The organism is Streptomyces sp. A01 (genome assembly GCF_059026195.1).
Genome location: NZ_JBWLKN010000014.1, coordinates 77729 through 100273 on the forward strand (window position 1 = coordinate 77729; position 22545 = coordinate 100273).

General features: G+C 73.0%; 14 protein-coding genes. 8 read left to right on the top strand and 6 right to left on the bottom strand.

The window, feature by feature from the left end; all coding sequences use genetic code 11:
- Positions 1 to 82: 82 nt before the first annotated feature.
- Positions 83 to 2362, bottom strand: coding sequence for a catalase (locus tag AC5P1B_RS20200; RefSeq protein WP_493888710.1), 2280 nt, complete (start codon positions 2360 to 2362; stop codon positions 83 to 85).
- Positions 2363 to 2675: 313 nt separating this feature from the next.
- Here AC5P1B_RS20200 and AC5P1B_RS20205 point away from each other — a divergent pair, with 313 nt between their 5' ends.
- The 4 genes from AC5P1B_RS20205 (at position 2676) to AC5P1B_RS20220 (ending at position 7582) form a co-directional block, all read left to right on the top strand.
- On the top strand, positions 2676 to 3983 hold the full coding sequence (locus AC5P1B_RS20205; protein ID WP_493888711.1) for an ATP-grasp domain-containing protein: 1308 nt from the start codon (positions 2676 to 2678) through the stop codon (positions 3981 to 3983).
- Between the two features lie 94 nt (positions 3984 to 4077).
- Positions 4078 to 6117, top strand: a complete 2040-nt coding sequence (locus AC5P1B_RS20210; RefSeq protein ID WP_493888712.1) for a CocE/NonD family hydrolase — start codon at positions 4078 to 4080, stop codon at positions 6115 to 6117.
- Between the two features lie 138 nt (positions 6118 to 6255).
- Positions 6256 to 6462: a hypothetical protein gene (locus AC5P1B_RS20215; protein WP_493888713.1), complete on the top strand. Its 207-nt coding sequence runs from the start codon at positions 6256 to 6258 to the stop codon at positions 6460 to 6462.
- A 58-nt stretch (positions 6463 to 6520) separates the two neighbouring features.
- Entirely contained in the window at positions 6521 to 7582 is a 1062-nt protein-coding gene (locus tag AC5P1B_RS20220) for a glucose 1-dehydrogenase (RefSeq protein ID WP_493888714.1), read from the top strand.
- Between the two features lie 59 nt (positions 7583 to 7641).
- Here the strand turns inward: AC5P1B_RS20220 and AC5P1B_RS20225 are convergent, their stop codons facing one another.
- The 3 genes from AC5P1B_RS20225 to AC5P1B_RS20235 all read right to left on the bottom strand — a co-directional run bounded on the left by AC5P1B_RS20225 (position 7642) and on the right by AC5P1B_RS20235 (position 11119).
- On the bottom strand, positions 7642 to 8007 hold the full coding sequence (locus AC5P1B_RS20225; protein ID WP_493888715.1) for a GNAT family N-acetyltransferase: 366 nt from the start codon (positions 8005 to 8007) through the stop codon (positions 7642 to 7644).
- Between the two features lie 579 nt (positions 8008 to 8586).
- On the bottom strand, positions 8587 to 10413 hold the full coding sequence (locus AC5P1B_RS20230; RefSeq protein ID WP_493888716.1) for a sensor histidine kinase: 1827 nt from the start codon (positions 10411 to 10413) through the stop codon (positions 8587 to 8589).
- Positions 10400 to 11119, bottom strand: coding sequence for a response regulator transcription factor (locus tag AC5P1B_RS20235; protein WP_493888717.1), 720 nt, complete (start codon positions 11117 to 11119; stop codon positions 10400 to 10402). Before AC5P1B_RS20235 ends, AC5P1B_RS20230 begins: the two co-directional genes overlap by 14 nt.
- A gap of 233 nt (positions 11120 to 11352) precedes the next feature.
- Here AC5P1B_RS20235 and AC5P1B_RS20240 point away from each other — a divergent pair, with 233 nt between their 5' ends.
- From AC5P1B_RS20240 to AC5P1B_RS20255, 4 genes are all read left to right on the top strand, one after another.
- Positions 11353 to 13413 (top strand): transglycosylase domain-containing protein, encoded by a 2061-nt coding sequence (locus tag AC5P1B_RS20240; protein WP_493888718.1) that lies wholly within the window; start codon positions 11353 to 11355, stop codon positions 13411 to 13413.
- A gap of 191 nt (positions 13414 to 13604) precedes the next feature.
- Positions 13605 to 14345 (top strand): response regulator transcription factor, encoded by a 741-nt coding sequence (locus AC5P1B_RS20245; protein ID WP_493888719.1) that lies wholly within the window; start codon positions 13605 to 13607, stop codon positions 14343 to 14345.
- Positions 14346 to 14428: 83 nt separating this feature from the next.
- Entirely contained in the window at positions 14429 to 15784 is a 1356-nt protein-coding gene (locus AC5P1B_RS20250; protein WP_493888720.1) for a sensor histidine kinase, read from the top strand.
- A 130-nt stretch (positions 15785 to 15914) separates the two neighbouring features.
- A complete protein-coding gene (locus tag AC5P1B_RS20255) occupies positions 15915 to 17978 on the top strand; it encodes a glycoside hydrolase (protein ID WP_493888721.1) in 2064 nt (687 codons plus the stop codon).
- A 115-nt stretch (positions 17979 to 18093) separates the two neighbouring features.
- On the opposite strand, the gene AC5P1B_RS20260 is transcribed toward AC5P1B_RS20255, so the two are convergent.
- Positions 18094 to 21111 carry an AAA family ATPase gene (locus AC5P1B_RS20260; RefSeq protein WP_493888722.1) on the bottom strand — a complete coding sequence of 1006 codons (3018 nt, stop codon included), beginning with the start codon at positions 21109 to 21111 and terminating at the stop codon, positions 18094 to 18096.
- Positions 21108 to 22304 (bottom strand): exonuclease SbcCD subunit D, encoded by a 1197-nt coding sequence (locus tag AC5P1B_RS20265; RefSeq protein WP_493888723.1) that lies wholly within the window; start codon positions 22302 to 22304, stop codon positions 21108 to 21110. Before AC5P1B_RS20265 ends, AC5P1B_RS20260 begins: the two co-directional genes overlap by 4 nt.
- Between the last annotated feature and the right edge of the window lie 241 nt (positions 22305 to 22545).

Here is a 22545-nt window from a genome sequence, read left to right on the forward strand (position 1 = left end):
GGCAGCACGCACGAGCGCCCGGCCCGGCCCAGGACGTGTCGGGGCCAGGGCCGGGCGCCCGGGGCCGGGCCGGTCGTCGGGCTCAGACAGCCGTGGGGAAGCGTTCCCAGACGCGGTGGGTGCCCATGAGTCCCATGACCTGCTCCAGGGTCCCGGCGCCGCTGTCGCCGGAGACCACGCCGGGCGCGTCGGCGGGGACACCGGCCGCCGCGAAGACGGTCTCGGCGCCCGCCCAGCCGCCGATGGCCTTGCTGTGCCGGTACGCCTCGGACAGCATCAGCAGCACGCGCGGATCGGTCGCCGCGGCTGCCCGGGCCGCCTCGTCACCGGCCTTGGCGTCCCGCGCGCCGTACGCGTCGCCGCCGGGTCCGGGCACCCCGGCCACGAGGATGGCGTCGAACTCGATCGACCGGGCCGTGGCGAACGTGCGCTGGACCGTGACCGGGTCGCCGTCCGTATCGAGCTTGCCGCCGGCCGGGGCGATCACGAGCGGCACCATCCCGGCGTCGAGTACGGACTGCCGTGCGGACCGCACCCCGTTCAGGTCACCGCTGCCGTCGACCACGATGCCGATGACCCGCCCGTCCAGAGGCCAGCTCCGCCCCAGCTGGGACAGGGCCGGGCTCGGCTCCACGGAGGCCAGGGGGACGGTGGGCTCGGGGGCGGGCAGCCCGAGCCCGGCGGCGACCTGCTCGCACAGCCGCGGGTCGATGTTGGCGAGCACCTTCAGCCCCCGCTCCTTGACCGCCTGCTCGTAGCACTTGCTCAGCTCGAAGGTGTACGCGCCGATGATGTGCTCGCGCTCCACCGCCGTCATGCTGAGCCAGAACCGCCGGGGCTGGCTGAAGTGGTCCGAGAAGGAGGCGGGTGCGTCGCGGATCTTCCGCGCGGCCGGGGTCGGCACGGGTACCTCGATGTACGCGCCGGTGTCCGCTCCGGCCAGGAACGGGCAGCCGCCGTCGAGGGAGTTGGGCCGGTAGGGCGCCGTCCCGCCGTGTACGGCGGTCTGGTGCATGCCGTCGCGCAGCATGTCGTTGACGGGCGCGTGGGTCCGGTTGACGGGGAGCTGGGCGAAGTTGGGGCCGCCCAGCCGGCTGATCTGGGTGTCCAGGTAGGAGAACAGCCGTCCGCTCAGGAGCGGGTCATCGGTGATGTCGATACCGGGGACGAGGTGCCCGGGGTGGAAGGCGACCTGCTCGGTCTCGGCGAAGAAGTTCACCGGATTGGCGTTGAGGGTCATCAGGCCGATGGGCTGTACGGGTGCGAGTTCCTCGGGAACGAGGTTCGTCGGGTCGAGCAGGTCGATGCCCTCGAAGGTCTGCTCCGGGGTGTCGGGGAAGGTCTGGATGCCCAGCTCCCACTGCGGGTGGGCACCGGCTTCGATCGCGTCGGCGAGGTCGCGCCGGTGGAAGTCGGGGTCCATCCCGTTGACGATCTGCGCCTCCTCCCACACCAGGGAGTGCGCGCCCAGCTTCGGCTTCCAGTGGAACTTCACCAGGGTCGTCGTTCCCTCGGCGTTGACCAGCCGGAAGGTGTGGACGCCGAAGCCCTCCATCATGCGGAACGAGCGCGGGATGCCCCGGTCGGACATGTTCCACAGCGTGTGGTGGACCGCCTCGGTGTGGAGGGTGACGAAGTCCCAGAACGTGTCGTGCGCGCTCTGCGCCTGCGGGATCTCCCGGTCCGGGTGCGGCTTCCCGGCGTGGATGACGTCGGGGAACTTGATCGCGTCCTGGATGAAGAACACCGGGATGTTGTTGCCGACCAGGTCGAACGTGCCCTCGCTGGTGTAGAACTTCGTGGCGAAGCCCCGGGTGTCGCGCACCGTGTCGGACGAGCCGCGTGAGCCGAGCACCGTGGAGAAGCGGACGAAGACCGGCGTCTGGGCGTCCTTGGCCAGGAACGCGGCCTTGGTGATCTTCGCCGCTGTGCCGTAGCCCTCGAACACGCCGTGAGCGGCGGCGCCCCTGGCGTGAACGACGCGCTCGGGGATGCGCTCGTGGTCGAAGTGGGTGATCTTCTCGCGCAGGTGGTGGTCCTGGAGCAGCACCGGCCCGCGGGCCCCTGCCTTGAGCGAGTGATCGGTGTCGTACAGCCGGGCGCCCTGGGCCGTGGTCAGGTAGGCGCCGCCCTGAGCCAGCCTCTCCTGTTCCGTCCCCGTGGGCTGCCCCGTAGGACTGACGGTGTCAGGGCCGCGCTGGTCCGGTTTGGGCGGCAGCGGCCCGCGCACCTCGGTCGGCTCGTCCACCGGCGGCGTCCGCGCTCCCGGCTTGCCGGGGACTCCGTCAGCCGGCCCCGTGCCGCCACCCAGCGCGCTCGTCACCTTGTCAGCGGCTGCCTTCAGGGGATTGGCCTCGCCCATCATTCCTCCGTGCTCGGGGACAGCAACGTCACACCTGTGACCGGCGGGGCGGGCTCCCAAACGGAGCGCGTCGGAGATCAGCCCATCAGCACATGCCCCCGGCGGTTCCGCCGTCCGGTCCGCGAGGCGGGGCCCGCGGCGGACGGCGGCGGCCCGGGTACCCACGGGGCGGACGCTCAATCGCGGGTTCCTGGTTTCCCCCGCTCTCACCACGCCCTGTCCCCCGTGCGCCCCGGCCAAGTGGCGGCGACCAGGCATTACGTGTACAGGGCCGGGTACCCGGCGGCCTGGACGCGAGCGGAAGGTAGAGTCGATGAGCGATAAGAACGTCTTCGTGATCGGTCTGGACGAGGCGAATGTGCCCCTCCTCCACGATGTACCGGGCGCGAAGGACTGCCGGTTCCACGGGCTGCTCACCGTTGAGGAACTCCAGCAGGGCGAAGTCTCCGTAGAGGCCCTGCTCAAGAAGGCCGAGGGCGTGCTCGACGCCTTCCCCGGCAGCATCGACGCGATCGTGGGGTTCTGGGACTTCCCGGTCAGCACGCTCATCCCCATGCTGAGCAAGCGCTACGGGACCCGCAGCACCAGCCTGGAGTCCGTCGTCAAGTGCGAGCACAAGTACTGGAGCCGGCTGGAACAGCGGAAGGTCATCGACGAACACCCGCGCTTCGGCCGGGTGGACCTGGCGGCACCGGACCCGCGGCCGCCCGAGGGGGTGCGGTTCCCCATGTGGGTCAAGCCCGCCCTGGCGTACTCGTCCCAGCTGGCCTTCGGCGTCGCCGACCTGGAGGAGTTCCAGGCGGCGGTCACGGAGATACGCGAGGGCATCGGCCGCATCGGCCGGCCCTTCGCGTACGTCCTGGAGCAGCTGGAACTACCGCCGGAGATGGCCGGAGTCGGCGGCGAGGTGTGCCTGGCGGAGGAGGCGTTGTCCGGCCTCCAGGTCGCGGTGGAGGGCTACGTACGCGACGGGGAGATCACCGTCTACGGCGTACTGGACTCCATCAACTACCCCGACTGCTCCTGCTTCCTGCGCCACCAGTACCCCTCGACGCTGCCCGAGTCCGTGCAGTACCGGCTGCGTGAGGTCTCCGAGCGGGTCATACGGCAGATCGGCATGGACGCGGCCACCTTCAGCATCGAGTACTTCTACGACCCGCGGACCGACGAGATCAACCTGCTGGAGATCAATCCCCGGCACTCCCAGTCCCACGCGCCCCTGTTCGAGTACGTCGACGGTGTGCCCAACCACCACTGCATGGTCAGCCTGGCGCTGGGCGAGGACCCCAGCCTGCCGCACCACGCCGGTCCGTACGCGACAGCGGCCAAGTGGTACTACCGGTGGTTCGCCGACGGGGTGGTGCACAACGTGCCGACGCCGAAGGACATCGAGCGTATCGAGAGTGAGATCCCCGGGGTGCTGGTCAACGTGATCCCTGTGGAGGGGCAGCGCCTGTCCGACGCCCGGGAGCAGGACAGCTACAGCTTTGAGGTGGCCCACATCTTCACCGGCGGGGACAGTGAGGAGGACTTGAAGGAGAAGTACAACCGCTGCGTGGCGGCCCTGAACCTCACCTTCGACGAGACAGTGCCCGGCGGCCGGGACGAGACGAACGCGTGACCACCGCGCCCGGGGCCGCGCCGGGCCGCTCCCGGCCTTCCCCGCTCCCGGTACGCCGTCCCGCGCCGTCACGCGAAAGGAGCAAGCCCACCGCATGCGTTTCGTGAGCAACCTGCCCTACGCGACGAAGGAAGAAGAACACGTCGCCATCCACATGTCCGACGGCACCTGCCTGTCCGCACGCATCTGGCGCCCCACGTCCTCGGAAGACGAACCGGTGCCCGCGGTGCTGGAGTACATCCCCTACCGCAAACGCGACCTGACCTCCGTACGCGACTCGATCCACCACCCCTACATGGCCGGTCACGGCTACGCCTGTGTCCGGGTGGACCTGCGCGGCACCGGCGATTCGGAAGGGGTGCTGCGGGACGAGTACCTGGAGCAGGAGCAGATCGACGCCGAGGAGATCCTCGCCTGGCTGGCCGAGCAGCCGTGGTGCGACGGGAAGACCGGCATGATGGGCATCTCCTGGGGGGCCTTCGCCGCGCTCCAGGTCGCCGCGCGGCAGCCGCCCAGCCTGCGGGCCATCGTCATCGCGTCCTTCACCGACGACCGGTACGCCGACGACATGCACTACATGGGCGGCGCCCTGCTGTCGGACAACCTGGCCGAGGCGGGCACCATGTTCGCCTACGGCACCTGCCCGCCTGACCCGGCCGTCGTCGGCGGGCGCTGGCGGCAGATGTGGCACGAGCGGCTGGAGAACACCCGCCCGTGGGTGCTGGAGTGGCTGCGCCACCAGCGCCGCGACGACTACTGGCGGCGCGCCTCGGTCTGTGAGGACTACCAGGCCGTGCGCTGCCCCGTCCTCGCGTCCAGCGGCTGGGCGGACGGCTACTCCAACGCGGTCAGCCGCCTGCTCAGCAACCTGGACGTGCCCCGCCGGGGGCTGATCGGCCCGTGGTCGCACAAGTTCCCGCACCTGGGGGAGCCCGGTCCCGCCATCGGCTATCTGCAGGAAGTCGTGCGCTGGTGGGACCACTGGCTCAAGGGTGTGGACAACGGCATGATGGACGGCCCGATGCTCCAGACGTGGATGCAGGAGAGCGTGCCCCCGTCCACGTCCTACGAGGAGCGGCCCGGCCGCTGGGTCGCCGAGCACAGCTGGCCGTCGCCGCACATCAAGTCCGTCGCGCACCCGCTCACTCGGCACCGCATCGGGACCCCGGGCCACGCCCCGCCGGCCAAGGGCTGGCCGCGGCGCCCGCTGACCGTGCAGTCCCCGCTGTCCGTCGGGCAGTTCGCGGGCAAGTGGGCCTCGTACAACGCGCCGCCTGACCTGCCGTACGACCAGCGCGAGGAGGACGGCGGCTCGCTCGTCTTCGACACCGACCCGCTCGCCGAGTGCGTGGAGATCCTGGGGTCACCCACCGTCGAGCTGGAGCTGTCGGTCTCAGAACCCGTCGCCATGGTCGCCGCCAGGCTGTCCGACGTGGCCCCCGACGGCAGTGCCACCCGGGTCACCTACGGGCTGCTCAACATCGCCAGGCGCGACGGGACCGGCGAGCCCGAGCACCTGGTGCCCGGCGAGCGGTACCGCGCGACCGTCCAGCTCAACAGCGTCGGGCAGGCGTTCCCCGCCGGTCACCGCATCCGGCTGTCCCTGTCCACCTCGTACTGGCCGCTGGCCTGGCCACCGCCCCGGCCGGTCCGGCTGAGCGTGTACGAGGGAACCAGCACCCTCACGCTGCCCATCCGCCCGGCGGACCGGCCCGACGAACTGTCCCACCGGCCGTTCGACGAGCCGGAGGGCTCACCGCCGCTGCGCAGCACGCAGCTCACTCCTCCCGAGACGCGCTGGGACGTCAAGCGCGACCTCGTCAGCTACCGGTCCGAGCTGGAGATCGTGAAGGACCGGGGCATGGTCAGGTACGAGGAGATCTGCCTGGATGTCGGCCGCCGGGCCTACGAGCGCTATTCCGCCATCGCGGACGACTTCACCTCCGCCAGCGGCGAGGCGACCTGGACCATGCGGTTCCGGCGCGGTGACTGGGACGTGCGGGTGGAGACCCACACGGTGCTGCGATGCAGCGAGACCGACTTCTTCGTGGACGCGACGCTGGACGGCTACGAGAACGACCGGCGGGTGTTCTCCCGCACCTGGAACGAGACGCTGCCCCGCGACTGCCTGTAGCCCCCGCCCGTACCCCGCCACGCCCGCGCCCCCGCGCGTGCCCGGCTCCCGGGGGTGCGGGAAGGCCCGGCCGGATACCGGCTCGTCCTCCCGTGTCATCGGGGAGGTGAAATCCGTGCGGCGGGGTACCCGGTGCGCATGCACGCACAGGAAACACCCCGGACGCCCGGACAGCACGACACAGCGGCGGAGGACGAGGAGCCGCAACTGACACCCGACCTGCCGCCTGTGGTGGATGTTCCCGACCCGGAGGACGTGGGACAGGAGTCCGAGAGGCGGGAACCGGAGGAACAGCCAGGCAAGGACGTCAGCGAGACCGCCCACATCACCGAGCCGACCGACTAGGCCCGGCGGCCAGGACACCGGACGTGGGGGCCGGCCCCCACGAGTGAGGGAAGACCGTATGCGCGCGCTGACAGTGCGGCCATCGCACGCCAAGTCGCTGGAAGTACACGACGTGCCCGACCCCGCGCCGGGCCCCGGCGAGCTGCTGGTGGACGGGCTGGCCGTGGGCGTGTGCGGGACGGACAAGGAGATCGTCGCCGGGGACTACGGCTGGGCCCCGCCGGGCCGTGCGCGCCTGGTTCTGGGCCATGAGTCGGTCGGCCGGGTCCGCAAGGCGCCCGAGAGCAGCGGTTTCACCTCCGGCGACCTGGTGGTGGGGGTGGTGCGGCGGCCGGACCCGGAGCCGTGCGGTGCCTGCGCGCGCGGCCAGTTCGACATGTGCCGCAACGGCCGTTACACCGAACGGGGCATCAAGGAGCGCGACGGCTACGCCAGTGAGGCGTGGTGTGTGGAACCCGGCTACGCCGTCCGGCTCGACCCCCGGCTGGAGCGGGTGGGCGCGCTCATGGAGCCGACGACGGTGGTGGCCAAGGCGTGGGAGCAAGTGGAGCGGGTGGGCGCGAGGGCCTGGTTCGAGCCGCGCCGGGTGCTGGTCACCGGCGCCGGGCCGATCGGGCTGCTGGCCGCCCTGCTGGGGGTGCAGCGCGGCCTTGACGTGCATGTCCTCGACCAGGTCACCGAGGGCCCCAAGCCCGGCCTGGTCGCCGACCTGGGCGCGACGTACCACGCGCGGGAGATGGCCCAGGTGACGTCCGAGGTGTGCCCCGACATCGTCATCGAGGCCACGGGAGCCGGGCAGCTGGTGTTCGACGCGATGGCGGGCACCGGCCCGTACGGCGTTGTCTGCCTCACCGGCGTGTCCCCGGCCGGGCGCCGGCTGACCGTCGACGCGGGCGCCATCAACCGCGAGCTGGTCCTGGAGAACGACGCGGTCGTGGGCTCCGTCAACGCCAACCTCCGGCACTACGAGCAGGCGGCCGACGCACTGGCGCGCGCCGACGTGGGCTGGCTGGAGCGGATCATCACCCGGCGGGTGCCGCTGGAACACTCCGCCGACGCGTTCAGCGCGCAGCCCGACGACATCAAGGTGCTCATCGCCCTGGACGACACGCAGCGTTGACGCGGGCTGACGCGGTGCCGGGGCGGGGCCACCGCGCGCCCCCGTCCGCTCATCCCGACTCATCCCAACGTGGCGTCGTGGGCGGTGCCTTGGGCGGCGGTGATGTGCGGGCAGCGGTCCTTCTGGCCAGGAAAGGCCATGCCGGTCTCCTCGGCCATGGCCGCGAAGAACCTGCGGCCCGCGGCGGACTGCCGTGACGTCGTCCAGGCATACCCCTGGTCACACACGAGCGCCTGGTGCAGCGACTCACGGCCCAGGCCCTGGCGCTGCCAGGAGGCCGCGATGGCGATGTCGGAGATGTACCCGGCCGAGCAGGGATGGCAGACCTGGAAGGTGAGCCGCCCGACCTCCCGGCCTTCACCGTCGAGGATGACGACCGCCTGCGCACCGGCGGGCGCGCGGGGATGCGCGCGGACATAGCGCACGGGCGCGGGCTGCGACCAGGGCCGCCACCGCCGGATCACGGACAGGCCGTTGAGCGGCGCATGGCGCGGGGCGCTGCCGCGCCGGATGGGCGCGGGCGCTGCCCGGTCGTCGGCACGGCGTTCACACAGACCTCCGTCGCATCATGGCCCGCGGCGCCCGGCCGGACAGCACGCGTACCGGCCATCCGCCCGCGAGCCGCTCGCCCCGCGAGCGGCTGTCCCGAGGCGCGTCACCTGGCCAGCGCCCCGCCCGGGCCCGCGTCGGAGCCGGGTTCGGCCGGGCGACGGGCAGCGCTCCCTGGTCCCGTACCGGAGGAGCCGGCCAACCGGCTGGCGTCACCCATGTCGTAGACAGTAGCGACAAAACCGCTTACCGCTCGTCAGATCAAGCCATACTGGGGCGTCTTCTGGCAGGGACGGAGCGCACGTCGCGCCCTGGCGTGAGAACCACCCGGGCGGACGCCGCCGGACGGGTGGGGATCAGCCGCCTACGCCACGCGCCGCGGCTCTCGGGGCTGGCGGCCGCTACCGCTTGGCGCGCCGACGGCCGCGCGAGCCGCACACCGCCGCGCCGCCGGGTCACAGCGGCAGGCGAAGGGCGAAGACGCAGCCCTCCCCCGGTGTGCTCGCGACCGTCACCGTGCCGCCGTGCGCCTCGGTGAGCTGGCGGACGATGGCCAGGCCGAGGCCGCTGCCGCCGGACTGCCGGCTGCGGGACTTCTCGGCGCGCCAGAAGCGCTCGAAGACGTGCGGCAGGTCATCCGGGGCGATGCCGCTGCCCGTGTCGCGGACTTCGATGACGGCATGGGCGGCGCCGTCGGCGTGCGCGCTGAGGGTGACGGCGCCCCCGGGCGGGGTGTGGCGGATCGCGTTGGAGACCAGGTTTCCCGTGGCCTGCCGCAGCCGTACCGGGTCGGCCGTCAGGCACAGCCCCTCGCCCGCCGTCACGGTGAGGGTGACGTCGGCGGTGTCGGCCCGGACCTGGTGGGCGGCGGCGACCTGGTCGAGGAGCCCGCGCACCTCGACCCGCTGCGGGTGCAGGGCAAGAGCCCCGGCGTCGGCGGCGGCCAGGTCCCTCAGGTCGTCGATGACGTGCTGGAGCAGCACGGCCTCTTCGTGCAGGGAGGCGATGAACTCCTCGTCGGGAGTGGCGAGACCGTCCTGGGCGGCCTCCAGCCAGCCCCTGATGTTGCTGAGGGGCGTGCGCAGTTCGTGGGCGATGTCGCTGACCATGGCCTTGCGCTGGGCTTCGAGGCGCTCGCGGTGCGCCGACAGGTCGTTGAAAGCGGCGGCGAGCCGGCCGATCTCGTCGTTGGTGGTGATGGGCACGGGGGCGGTCTCTCCGCTGTCCTTCATCCGCTGCGCGGCGCTGGTGAGGGTGCGCAGCGGGCGGACGAGCGGGGTGGCGGCCAGCACGGAGGCTCCCATGGTGAGCGCCAGCACCAGTGCGGCGACTCCCGCGATCTTCACCGTGCTGGCCGTCGAGAGGTCGAACGCGGAACGGGGTGACTCACCGGGCGTGGTGATGAACAGCCGGACCGGCGCGGCGACATGGCCGCGCAGCTGCTCCCGGCGGCTTTCGGCCACGCAGGAGGCGATCCGCTGGTCGCTGCGGGCCGGGCCCGCCCCGGTCTTGTACCAGTTGAAGTCGAGGCCGACGTGGACGACGGGCTCCCCCGACCCGCCGAGGCAGCTGTCCACGAGCGAGTTGAGCCGGTCGAGCGCCCTGTGCTCGGTCGGCGTCTCCCTGTCCAGTGCGGGGTTTGCGCACAAGTCGGGGGGAAGACTGGGGGCGCGCTCGGTGTCGGACGCGTTGACGAGCTTGACCCTGGGCCTTCCGCTGGGGCTGGTGACCACGGTGGCGTCGACGCCCATCTGTTCCAGGCAGCCGCTCCTCTGCTCGGCGGCCTCGCCCAGCCGCCGTCTGTCCGCGGACGGGAGCCGGAAGGGGCCGACAGCTCGCGGGTCGATCCGGTCGGTGGAGTCGTCCGCGGCGTCCTTGGTGGAGAAGGCGGTGTCCACGGACAGCGGGTCGATGACCGCCGAGGAGCGGTGCGGCAGCGGTGTGGAGCCGTCGGCGGAGTCCGCGATCGGGTCGCGGCCCAAGGTGGTGAGGGCGATCCTGCGGCCCGTCTCACGGGAGAGCTCACGCACGGTCGTCTCCGCGCCGTTCCAGTCGCGGTGGGTCGCCGCGTAGCCGAGGAGGCTGTCGTAGATCCGGGTGTCGTCGGCGAGGATCTGGCCCTGCTCCCGCTTGATGGCCCCGGTGGTGGCCTGGACGGCCAGCCATGAGGTGGCGGCGACGGAGCAGGCGGCGACGAGCGCGGAGACGGCGAACAGGCGGCCGAGCAGGCTGGTGCGCAGCGGCGGTCTGCGGGAGGTGGCGCGCGGCTTACGACGCGCCATGCCGGGTCTCGCGCTCGGTGGCCGTCAGTTTGTACCCGACGCCGAAGACCGTGACGAGGCGGGCGGGCCGCCGGGGGTCCGCCTCGATCTTCCGGCGCAGGTTCATGATGTGCGCGTCGACGGTGCGTTCGGTGGTGAAGCGGTCGAAGCCGTGCAGTTCGGCGAGCAGGTGCTGCCGGGTGAAGACCCGGCCGGGGCGCGCCGCCATGGCCGCGAGGATGCGGAATTCGCCGGGGGTGCACTCGACGGGGCCACCGTCCACGGCGACCTCGTGCCGGTCGGGGGTGACGGTCAGGCCCCCGACGGTGAGGACGGGGTCAGCGGGCGGTGCGGGTATGCGGCTGCTGCGCCTCAGCAGGGTCCGGACCCGCGCGACCAGTTCGCGGGGGCTGTACGGCTTGGTCATGTAGTCGTCGGCGCCGAGGTCGAGCCCGAGCAGCAGGTCGTCCTCGGCGGACCGGGCGGTGAGCATCAGCACCGGCACGTCCCGGTTTTCCGCGCGCAGCACGCGGACGACGTCGAGCCCGTCGACGCGCGGCATCATCACGTCGAGGACGACGAGGTCGGGGTGGTCCCGCCGGATCTGATCGAGGGCGTCCCTGCCGTCGCGTACGACGGTGACGGTGTGCCCCTCCCTCTCCAGATAGCGGCGGGCCAGTTCCGCCTGCTTGGCGTCGTCCTCGGCGATCATGACGTTTGCGCACATGTGCCGATACTAGGCGCCGGGTGCGGGGCACGGCCGAGCTGACGGGATGGGCACGGCGACCTGACAACTTCCTCATAAGTGCAGGCCAGCCTGGGGCGCATGGCACCTTCCAGCTGCGGTTCCGCGACGGTCGCGCGCCGGTTCCGGCCGCCGGGCGCGCATGCCGCGCCCGGCGGTGCCGGTCCTTGGCCCGGCCTTGACGGCGGGTGCCCCCTCAAGGAGTAAGGCGACACATGAGCTTCGTACGGACCGCGCTGAGCCAGCGGAGGAACCGGGGCCGACGCCCGCGCGGACGATTCATCGACTATCCGCGGCTCGGCAGAACCGGTTTCCGCCGCTGGCTTCCGTCGTGGCGGCTTCAGCTGGGCACCTGTGCGCTGTTCCTCGGCGCCCTGAGCGGCCTGTTCGCGTACGTCTATCTGACCATCGGGATACCGGACGAGAACGCGGCGGTCCGCCAGGAGGCCAACGTCTACTACTGGGCGGACGGCACGCACATGGTCAGCCTGGGCAACGTCAACCGTAAGAACGTGCCGCTGTCCGCCGTTCCCGAGGCCGTCCAGAACGCGGTGATCGCGGCGGAGAACGACACCTTCTACAGCGATGCCGGAGTCTCGCTCAAGGGCCTCGCGCGCGCGGGCGTCAACATGGTCCGGGGGCAGGAGACGCAGGGCGGGTCGACCATCACCCAGCAGTACGTGAAGAACACCTACCTCTCCCAGGAGCAGACGGTCCAGCGCAAGGTCAAGGAACTCGTCATCTCGCTGAAGGTGGACCGGAAGAAGAGCAAGGAGGACATCCTCCAGGGCTACCTGAACACCAGCTGGTTCGGGCGCGGCGCCTACGGGATCGAGGCGGCGGCGCACGCCTACTACGGGATTCCGGCGAAGGACCTCAACCCCAGCCAGGGGGCGCTGCTCGCCGCCCTGCTCAAGGGGGCGGAACAGTACGACCCGGCACTGAGCCGGGGCAATCACCAGCGGGCGGTGGACCGCTGGAAGTGGATTCTCGACCGCCAGGTCAAGACGGGGCTGCTCTCCGAGCGAAAGCGGGACACCTACCGGACGTTCCCCGAGCCCCGCGCGCGGTCGCTGTCCACCAGCCTGCGCGGCCAGACGGGCTACCTGGTCGATGTCGCCAACAAGAACGTCAAGCAGCACACCGGGCTCACCGACAAGGACCTCGCGCAGGGCGGTTACGAGATCCACACCACCTTCGAGAAGGACGCGGTGCGCCGGCTCCAGCAGGCCGTTGACGGCACCCTCAGCCAGGCCATCGACCCGGCGAAACGCCCGGCTGACCGGCACGTGCGCGCGGGCGCCGCCTCCGTGCGCCCCTCGGACGGTGCCATCACGGCGGTGTACGGGGGTCCCGACGCCACGAAGCAGTTCACGAACAACGCCGACACGTCCGGGGTTCCGGCCGGCTCCGCCTTCAAGCCGTTCGTCCTCGCCTCCGCCCTCGACAACGGCGTGGACACCGGGTCCGGGTCCGGCACCCGCGTGGACGCCCGCCCCGGCGACCCCGGCACCGGCGCGTGGGGCGACGTCACCCCCGACAGCTTCTACGGCAGCGATGGCACCCTGCGCCTCGCCGACGGTGACATCCCACCCGAGGACGCGGAGGCGGCGCGGACCGGCGACGGCACAGGAGCCGAGTACCCCGACGCGTCGCGTCCCACGCTCCGCGAAGCGCTGCTGACCGGCGGCAACGCCACCTACGTCCGGCTCGGCCGCGACGTGGGCTGGGAGCGGGTGCGGGACACCGCCGCCGCCTCCGGACTGCTCAAGAAGAGCATGGGCCCCCTGGAGAAGACCTTCCCGATCGGCACGTCCACGCCCAGCGCCATCCGACTCGCGGCGGCTTACGGCACGTTCGGCAACGACGGCATGCGCCATGACCCGTACGCGGTGAAGAAGGTGCTCAAGGGCGGCCGGCCAGTGGACGGGCTCGACCGGCCGCGGGCCACCCGGGCGATGAGCCAGAACACGGCGGCCTCGGTGTCCGGCGTCCTGCGGGAGGTCGGGGAGAAGAGCCGGAGCGACATGGACCAGGCGAAGGCCGAGCGTCTCGGCCCGTTCGCCGCGGGCCGCACGGGCGGACAGGACCGGCTGAAGTCGGCCTGGTTCGTGGGGGCCACCGAGGATCTGTCGACGGCGGTGACCCTGTTCCGCACGGCACCGGGCAAGGCGCAACTGCTGCCCATGGCGGGAGTGGGCGGCGCCGCGACACGGCACGGCAGCGCGCTTCCGCCGCGCGTCTGGGCCGACTACATGAGCGCGACGCGCGCGTAGGGCGCACCACGCACATCACCGGAGGCCGCCCGCCGGGGGCGCTGGTTCCGAACGGGTGAGCCGCCGGTCGGCGGCGGGCTCCTGTTTTCCGCCCGCGGACGCCCTTCGCTTAGGGTGCGGAATCTGCCGGCGCGAGCCCGGGCTCCCGCGCGGAGGCGTGGCAGCGCACGACGTCGAATGGGAGAGCCCGCATGCACGCACCCGGCCGGCCACCCGCGCACGGGGACGCGGCGGCCCATGGCCGCCCGTCCACCCAGGCCCGGCGCGTCCTCGTCGTGGACGACGACCAGGAGGTCGCCGAGGCGATCGGCGCGGCCCTGGAGATCGAGGGCTACGAGGTCGGCATCGCCCGCGATGGCGCGGACGCGCTGGAGGTGGCCGCGGTGTGGAGCCCGGACGCCCTCGTCCTCGACCTCCTGATGCCGCGGCTTGACGGGCTGGCGGTATGCCGCCGGCTGCGGGCGCTGGGCGACCGGGTGCCCATTCTTGTCGTCACCGCCCGCGACGCGGTCTCCGACCGGGTCGACGGGCTGGACGCGGGCGCCGACGACTACCTGGTCAAGCCCTTCGACGTGGAGGAGCTGCTGGCCCGGCTGCGGGCCCTGGTCCGCAGGGCCTACCCGGAGCCCGCCGCGCCCTGGGGCGCGGGGGATCTGATCCTGGACCCCGAGACCAGGACCGGGCGGCGCGGCGAGCGGACGATGGTCTTCACAGGCACCGAGTACGCGGTGCTTGAGCTGCTGGTCCGTAACGCCGGGCAGGTCGTGTCCCGTGAGGTGATCATGGACCGGGTGTGGGGCTGGGACTTCGGGCCGAGCGCCAACTCGATGGAGGTGTACATCGGTTACCTGCGCCGCAAGCTGGAGGCCGGGGGCGAGCCGCGGCTGATCCACACGGTGCGCGGTATCGGCTACCGCCTGGAGGCCCGGTGACGACCGGCGGGGACGGCCCCGGGGTCCGGAAGGCCCCCCGCACGCCGCCCCGGCGCCGCGTGACGCTCCGGACACGGCTGGGCGTGGCCGCCTCCGCCGCGGTGGCCCTCGTCGTGGTGGCCGTCAGCGCGGGCGCGTATCTCGCCGTACGGCATGAGCTCGACCGCGAGCTGAACCTCTCCCTCAAACGCGAGACGGCCCGCGTCCGGCAGCTCGTCCACTCCGGGCGCGGCTGGGCGCAGTCGGGCGGCTGCCAGTGGCTCACCGCCCCCGCGTGCACCCAGACCGTGCGCCCGGACGGGCGCATCACCGAGCGCGGAGACGACCCGCTGCCGGTCACCTCGGCCACCCGCGACGTCGCGAGCGGCCGCCGCGGCAGCTTCTCCACCGACATCCGCGTCCACGGTTTCCCCGCCCGCGTCTACACCACGCGGCTGCCGGACGGCACGGCCCTCCAGGTCGCCGTGCGCTCGGACGCCGCGCGCGACAGCCTGCGGCGGGTCGGCACCGTCCTGCTGGTGATCGGCGCGGGCGGGGTGCTGCTCGCCGGAGTCCTCGGCTGGGCCGTCGCCCGGGCCGGGCTGCGCCCGGTCGCCAAGCTCACCGCGACGGCCGAGCGCATCGCGGCGACCCGGGACCCCACGCCCCGCATCGAGACCGGTGGCGCGGACGAGATCGCCCGGCTGGCGGCGGCGTTCAACACCATGCTCGCCGAACTGGAGGAGGCCGTCGCCAGCCAGCGGCGGCTGGTCGCCGACGCCTCCCACGAGTTGCGCACACCGCTGACCAGCCTGCGCACCAACATCGCCCTGCTGGCCCGCGCCGACCGGCTCAGCGACGCCCAGCGCGACCGCGCGGTCGGCGCGCTGGACCGCGAGCTGGCGGAGATGTCGGGCCTGGTACGCGACCTGATCGACCTGGCACGGGGCGAGGAGCCGCCGGCGCTCGTGGAGGAGGTCTCCCTGTGGCCGCTGGTGGAGCACTGCGTACGGGCCGCCGAACGGCACTGGCCCGCCGTCACCTTCCGGCTGGCCGCGCCCGGCGACGAGGGACGGCAGGGACCACCGGCCGCCGCCGGGAGCGATCCGGTTCTGGTGCGGGGCGTGCCCGCGCGGCTGGCCCGGCTGACGGCCAACCTCCTGGACAACGCGGGCAAGTTCAGCCCGCCCGGCGGGCGAGTGGCGGTCACGCTGGGCACCGCGCCCGACGACGCGGCGGAGCTGGCCGTACGGGACCACGGTCCTGGCGTCGCCGAGGAGGACCTGCCGCATCTCTTCGACCGCTTCTACCGCTCCGCCTCGGCCCGCTCGCTGCCCGGTTCGGGACTGGGGCTGGCCATGGCCGACCAGATCGCCCGCTCCCACGGGGCGCGGCTGACCGCCTCCAACGCGCCGGACGGCGGCGCGGTGCTCCGGCTGCGGATTCCGGCCTCCGGCTGACGGCGCCCGGCGGAGCGGCCTCACGGCCGGTCCGGGCGCTCTCTCAGGAACCTCTCAGGTATCCCGAGCAAGATCCCCGAAGCGAGCGGCTCCGAGGTCCGGTGCCGCACGGATGAGGGGAGCCACGCGTATGACGACAGACTCCAGGAAACGCGGCAGTCGGCGAGCGGACCACCACACCCCACCGCATGCCCGCCCACGCCGCCAGGAGGCGGCCGTACGGGCCGTGTCCGTCGGCGCCGTCTGCCTGGTCCTCGCCGGAGGGCTCACGGGATGCGGCACGGCGGGCGCCGCCACCCCCGCGGCCGGTGCGCCGCGCCTCGAAGGAAAGACCCTGCACGTCGGTGCCGGGGGCGCGCGCATGCAGGTCGATCTGACGACGCTCGCGGTGACGGCCCGCGCGGACGACGGCAGCGAACTGCGCCTGTCGGACCCCGCGCGTCAGCGGCTGGGCGAACCGGGCCGGGTGACGTGGAAGCGCGGCGTGCCCAGCTGGAGCTATCCCTCGCGCGGGCTGACCGTCACCGCCAAGGAGCGCGACGGCCGCCTGGAGATGCGGGTCAGCTCCAAGCGGGACACGACGCTGGGCTGGCCGGTCAGCGGAACCGACAAGGCGGCCAAGGCGGTGCAGTTCCCCAGCGGCGAGGGGCTGAACGTGCCGGTGAACGACACGTTCTGGAACTCCGAGCGCGGGCGGCTGGCAGGCTCCGCGTACGACCTGGCCGGCGGCGCTCTCGCCATGCCGTTCTGGGGCTACACCGTCGGCTCGTACAACGCGTCGTATCTGACCCCCGACGGCATCGGCAGCAAGCTGCGCTTCGTCTCGCGCGGCGGGCGGCTGCACACCGTGACGGAGCACGAGTTCTCCTCCGCGCGCGACACCGGGTCGTACACCGTGCACTTCTCCGTCACCGACGCCTCACCCGTCGCCGCCGCCACCGACTACCGGCGCTGGCTGATCGACCACGACGGGCTGACCACCCTGAAGGAGAAGATCCGGGCCAACCCGCGCGTCAAGCGGCTGATCGGCGCCTTCCACGCCTACACCTGGGGTGATGCCCGTAAGGCGTCCACGGTCAAGCGGCTGCGTGAGCTCGGCATCGACCGCATGTGGCTGGGCTACGACGCGGACGAGACCCCCATGGACGCGCGGGCGGCCGCGGCCGCCGACAAGGCCGGCTACCTCGTCGGCCCGTACGACTCCTGGGCCAACGCCCAGGACGGCGCGACCTCCGACGCCCACACCTCGGTGTGGCCGGGGACGCTGTATCCGCAGGGGTGTGTGCGTGATGTGAGCGGCAAGGCCGTCGAAGGGTTCCACGGGCGCGGCTGCTACCTCAGCTCCGAAGCGCTCGCCAAGGACCCGCAGGGCGAGGCGGTGCTGTCCGACCGGGTGCGCCGGATGACCGGCAACGGGGCCAGGAGCTACTTCCTCGACGTCGACGCGGCGAGCGAACTGTTCGACGACTACAGCCCTGACCACCCGATGACCCAGCGGGAGGACCTGGACAACCGTGTGGAGCGGATGCGCCGCCTCACCGCGGGCGACTACTCCGGCGGCAAGCCGCTCGTCGTGGGCTCGGAGACCGCGGCGGGCTGGGCCAATGGCGTCGTCTCCTACAGCCACGGCTCCAGCACTCCCGCCACCGACCACCTGTGGCCGCTGGAGAAGGACAAGGAGAACTGGGGCAAGTACTCCCCGGCCAACGCCCCCGGTATCTTCTTCAAGCCCGTCCAGCTGCCCGCCGACGCCGCGCGCGCCATGTTCGGCCCTGCCTACCGCGTACCGCTGTACGAGACCGTGCTGCACGACTCCGTGATCAGCACGGACCGCTGGGAGCTGTCGTACCAGAAGCTGCCCGGTCAGAAGAAGGACCGCGCGCTGCTGGCGATGCTCTACAACACCCCGCTGAACTTCGCCCTCGACGGTGAGTCCCTGAAGCGCGACGGGGCGGAGATCGCCACCTTGCAGAAGTTCTTCGCGACGTTGCAGGACGCGGCGGGAACCGAGGCGATGACCGGCTTCCGGTATCTGACGGCGGACCACCAGGTGCAGCGGACCACGTTCGGCAAGAACAAGCTGACCGTCACCGCCAACTTCAGCTCGAAGGAGAGCAACGGCGTACCGGGGGGCTGCGTCGAGGCCACCACGCCGGGCGGCGGCCCGGCCAAGCAGCTGTGCCCCGGGGCCTGACCAGGAATAGCCGAGACAAGGGGTAGCCGCGACTGCCCCCGCCCAGCAGCGGGCCACCGCCCTCGGGGCGGTGGCCCGCCGCACCGCTGCGGTGCCTGCTGCCGTGCGCGGGGGCTCAGTGGCCGAGGCGGTGCCGTACCACCGAGCCCGCCCGGCTCTTGACGACCTCCAACTGAGCCGGGATGCGCTGACGCAGGTCGGCGACGTGGCTGACGATGCCGACCGTCCGGTCCCGCTCACGCAGCGAGTCCAGCACATCCAGCACCTCGTCGAGGGTCTGCTCGTCGAGGCTGCCGAAGCCCTCGTCGATGAAGAGCGTGTCCAGCCGTACGCCGCCCGCCTCGTCGGTCACCACATCGGCGAGGCCTAGGGCCAGCGCGAGCGAAGCGAAGAACGTCTCACCGCCGGAGAGCGTGGCGGTGTCCCGCTCGCTGCCGGTCCAGGAGTCGATGACGTGCAGGCCGAGTCCGGCCCGGCCGCGGCCGCTGGTGCGCGCGTCGGAGTGCACCAGGGTGTAGCGCCCGGCGGACATGTGCCCCAGGCGGGCGCTCGCGGCGGCGGCGACCTGTTCGAGCCGGGCCGCCAGCACATACGACTCCAGTCGCATCTTGCGCTCGTTGTCCGCGGACGTTCCCGCGGCGAGGGAGGCGAGCGCGGCGACCCGGTCGTACTCGGCGCGCAGCGGCCCGAGCGCGCGCGCCGCCCGCGTGGCCGCGCGCGAGAGCTGGTCCAGCTGGGCGCACCGCTCGCGGGCCGCCGTGTCACGCGCTGACGCCTCGCGGAGCACCCGGGTGGCGGCCTCGGCCGCCGAGCGCGCCGCGTCGGGCTCCGCGGGCGGCCGCGCGGCGGCGGCGCGGCCGTCCGGGCTGGCCAGCTCGGCGGCCACCGCCGCCTCCTCCGCCTGCCACTGGTCGAGTGCGTGCTGCAGGGCCCGCTGCTCATGGGCGGCGAGCATGGCGTCGGCAGCGGCCTGCGGCGTGTCGAACTCCGCCCGGTAGGCGGCGTCGGCGAGGCGGGCGTCGGCCTCCTTGAGCCGCCCGGCTGCCGCTTCCTGGGCGGTCGCGGCCTCGGCGGCCGCCGTGAGCAGCTGTGCTTGCCGCTCCAGCTGGGTGGCGCGTACGGCGACGGACGCCGCGCCGCCCCTGGCCTCGGCCAGCCCGTCCTCCAGCGCCTGCTGTTCGCTCGTCAGTGCCTCCCGGCGCGAGGTCCGGGCGGCGGACCGCCGCTCGGCCTCCTCACGCTGCGCGCGGCGCTGCTCGTACTCGCGTTCCGCGTGCGCCAGTGCCTCGCGGGCGGCGTGCGTCGCGGCCCCGGCCGCCTGGGCGGTGGCGTGTTCACGCTTGAGGTCGCGGACGGCCTCCGCGAGGTCGGCGAGGGGGCTGTCGCCCGCGCCCTCGGTGGCGGCGGCGAGTTCCTCGCGCAGGAAACGCAGCCGCCCGTCGGCCTCCTCACGCCGCGCGTCGGCCTCCTGGTACGCGGCGAGAGCGGCTTCCTCCTCGGCGTGGCCGACGTGTCCCTCACCCGGGCGGGCGGGCGCGGGGTGCTCGGTGCCGCCGCACACCGCGCAGGGCTGACCGGGGCGCAGCGCGGCGGCGAGCTCGGCGGCGATGCCGCGCAGCCGCCTTTCCTTGAGGTCGAGCCAGTGGTCCCGGGCGGTGGCGGCCCGCTCGGCCGCCAGCAGCAGTTCCTCGCGCGCCGTGTCGATACGGGCGGCGCAGCGGTCGCGCCGCTCGGCGGCTTCGCGGGCCCGCTCGGCGGGTCCGACGCGGGCGGCGAGCTGCTCGGCGCGGCTCGCCGCGTCCTGGCAGGTCTCCACGCGCTGCTGGAGAGCGAGGCGGCGCTGCTCCCATCCGGTGAGCCAGTCGGCGGCTTCGGCGATGGCGTCGTCGTCGGCGCGTGCCTCCCTGTGCAGGGTGGTGAGTTCGGCGCTGAGGGCGGTGGCGCGCTGCTCGGCTCGCTGTGCGGCGGCGAGTCCGCCGAGTTCCTGCCGGAGTTCGCGTTCCAGGGCGGCGAGTTCACCGCGGCCCGCGTCGGTGAGGTGCTGCGGCAGCCGTGCCCTGCCCTGCTCCTCGGCGGCGCGGGCGGCGTGGTGGTCGCGTTCGGCGGCGTCGCGCGAGTCGAGCGCGGGGACCACGGATTCAGCGGCGCGGGCGCGCTCAAGGCGCGCGCGGGTCCGCTCACGCTCGGGCGCGTGGGTGGCGAGGGCGTCGGCCCGGCGCCTGGCGTCGGCGTACCGCTGCTGCCTGCGGGCGAGTTCGCCGACAGCCTCGGCATGCCGCTGCGCCGTGTGGTGCGCGGACTCGGCGGCGTGCACGGTGGCCTCGGCGATGTCGCGGCTCTCCCGGGCGCTGGTACGGGCGATGGCGGCCCACTCCAGCACGGCGTCGGCGAGCCCCGGCTCCCCCGGACCCGTGTCGGGCAGCGGGTGCTCCCGGGTGTCGGCGGTGTCTCCCGCCTCCTGCGCGATCCGGTGGGCGAGGCGCAGCAACTCCTCATCGGCGCGGAAGACTTGCCGCTGCGTGGCGCGTCGCAGTTCGGCGAGGCGGTCTTCCACGGCGGCGAACCGGCCGGTGTCGAAGAGCTTGCCGAGCAGCTGCCCGCGCGCTTGGTCGTCGGCGCGCAGGAACCGCGCGAAGTCACCCTGCGGCAGGAGGACGACCTGGCAGAACTGCTCTCTGCTCATGCCGAGCAGCTGGCTGATCTCCTCGCCGACCTCCTGGTGGGAGCGGCTGAGCGCCTTCCACCGCGGCCCGTCCGGCCCCTCCCCCGTGTACTCCCGCAGCAGGGTCTGCGCCTTGTCGCGGGTCATACCGTCGCCCCGCTTCTTGGGACGCGGCTGCTCGGGGCGCCGGGTGATCTCCAAGCGGCGCCCGCCGACGGTGAGTTCGATGAGGACGGAGGTCGCGGTGAGCGGCTTGGCGTGGTGGCTGCGGAGGGTGAGCCCGCTGCCCTGCCGGGCGCCGGGCACGGCTCCGTACAGTCCGTAGCACACGGCGTCCAGGACGGAGGTCTTGCCCGCGCCCGTGGGCCCGTGCAGCAGGAACAGCCCCGCCGCCGAGAGGGCGTCGAAGTCGATGTCCTGAGTGCCGCCGAACGGGCCGAAGGCCGTGACGGACAGCCGGTGCAGCCTCATCGGGTGGCCTCCGGGCGCCCGGCGGCGCGGTGCGCGCCCTCGCTGCCGGCCGCGTGCGCGCGTACGTCGTCGAAGGCGTCGCTGAGGACAGCGCGCTCCGCCTCGTCGGCGGACCGCCCGAACCGCACGTGGGTCACGAAGTCCTCCGCGATCTGCTGGTCGGTGCGGCCGTGCAGCCGCTGGGCGTACGAGGCGAGAGGGTCTTCCAGGCCGCGCTCCGGCGCGAAGGCGAGGCTGAGGATGTGCGGGAAGCGTCGCGCCAGGCGGGCCATCGGCTCGTGGGGCCTGGCCGCGTCGGTGAGGGTGGCCTCCAGCCACGCGTCCCGGTACCGGTCGAGCCCGGGGTCGGTGAGCAGGTCCTCCAGCCGCCCCCGGACGCGGGCGAGCGGCCGGGGCACGGGGCAGTCAAGGCGCTCGGCGCGCACACCCCCGCCCCCGTCGAGGTCGACCAGCCACATGGACTTGCGGTGAGTGGCCTCGGAGAAGGAGTAGGCGAGCGGGGAACCCGAGTAGCGCACCCGCTCCGAGAGCGTCTGACAGCCGTGCAGGTGCCCGAGGGCGACGTAGTCCACGCCGTCGAAGACCGAGGGCGGCACGGCGGCGACGCCGCCGACGGTGATGTCCCGCTCGCTGTCGCTGCCCGCACCGCCGGAGACGAAGGCGTGGGCGAGGACGACGGAGCGGGTCCCGGCGGGGCGGGCGGCGAGGTCGGCCCGCACCTGGTCCATGGCCGCGCCGAGCACGGCGGTGTGCCTGGCGCGCTCGGCGCCCACGGCCGCGCGCGCGAGGGACGGCTCAAGGTAGGGCAGGCCGTAGAAGGCGACGTCGCCGTGCGCGTCGCTCACGATGACGGGCTCCGCGCAGCGGGCCGGGTCGGTACGCAGATGGATACCGGCCTGCTTGATCAGTCCTGAGCCGACTCCCACCCGGCGGGCCGAGTCGTGGTTGCCGGAGATGAGGATGGTGGGCACCCCGCAGTACGCCAGCTGGTGCAGGGCGTCGTCGAACAGCTCTATCGCGGCGAGCGGGGGCACCGCGCGGTCGTAGATGTCGCCCGCCACCAGCACCGCGTCCACCTCGTGCTCGTGGACGGCGCCGATCAGGTGCTGGATGAACGCACGCTGAGCGTCGAGCAGGCTCACCCGGTGAAAGGAGCGGCCCAGGTGCCAGTCCGATGTGTGCAGCATTCTCACGTGGTCGCTCCACCCCGCATGATGTCCCCTCCGTCATGCCCCAGACCGGCACGAGCCCGGCTGTCAGCAGCGACCACGCTAACGCCGGTCCGTATCTGACACCTCACGCTCCTCAGTTTTCCATCAGGGTCCGACATCACCGTCCACGGGTCCCGCCCGGCCCAAGCGCCCCCGCGGCGGCGCAGCGGAGCCGACCGCTCACCGCCACCACCCTCGCCTGCCCTCGCCATGGCAGCCCTCT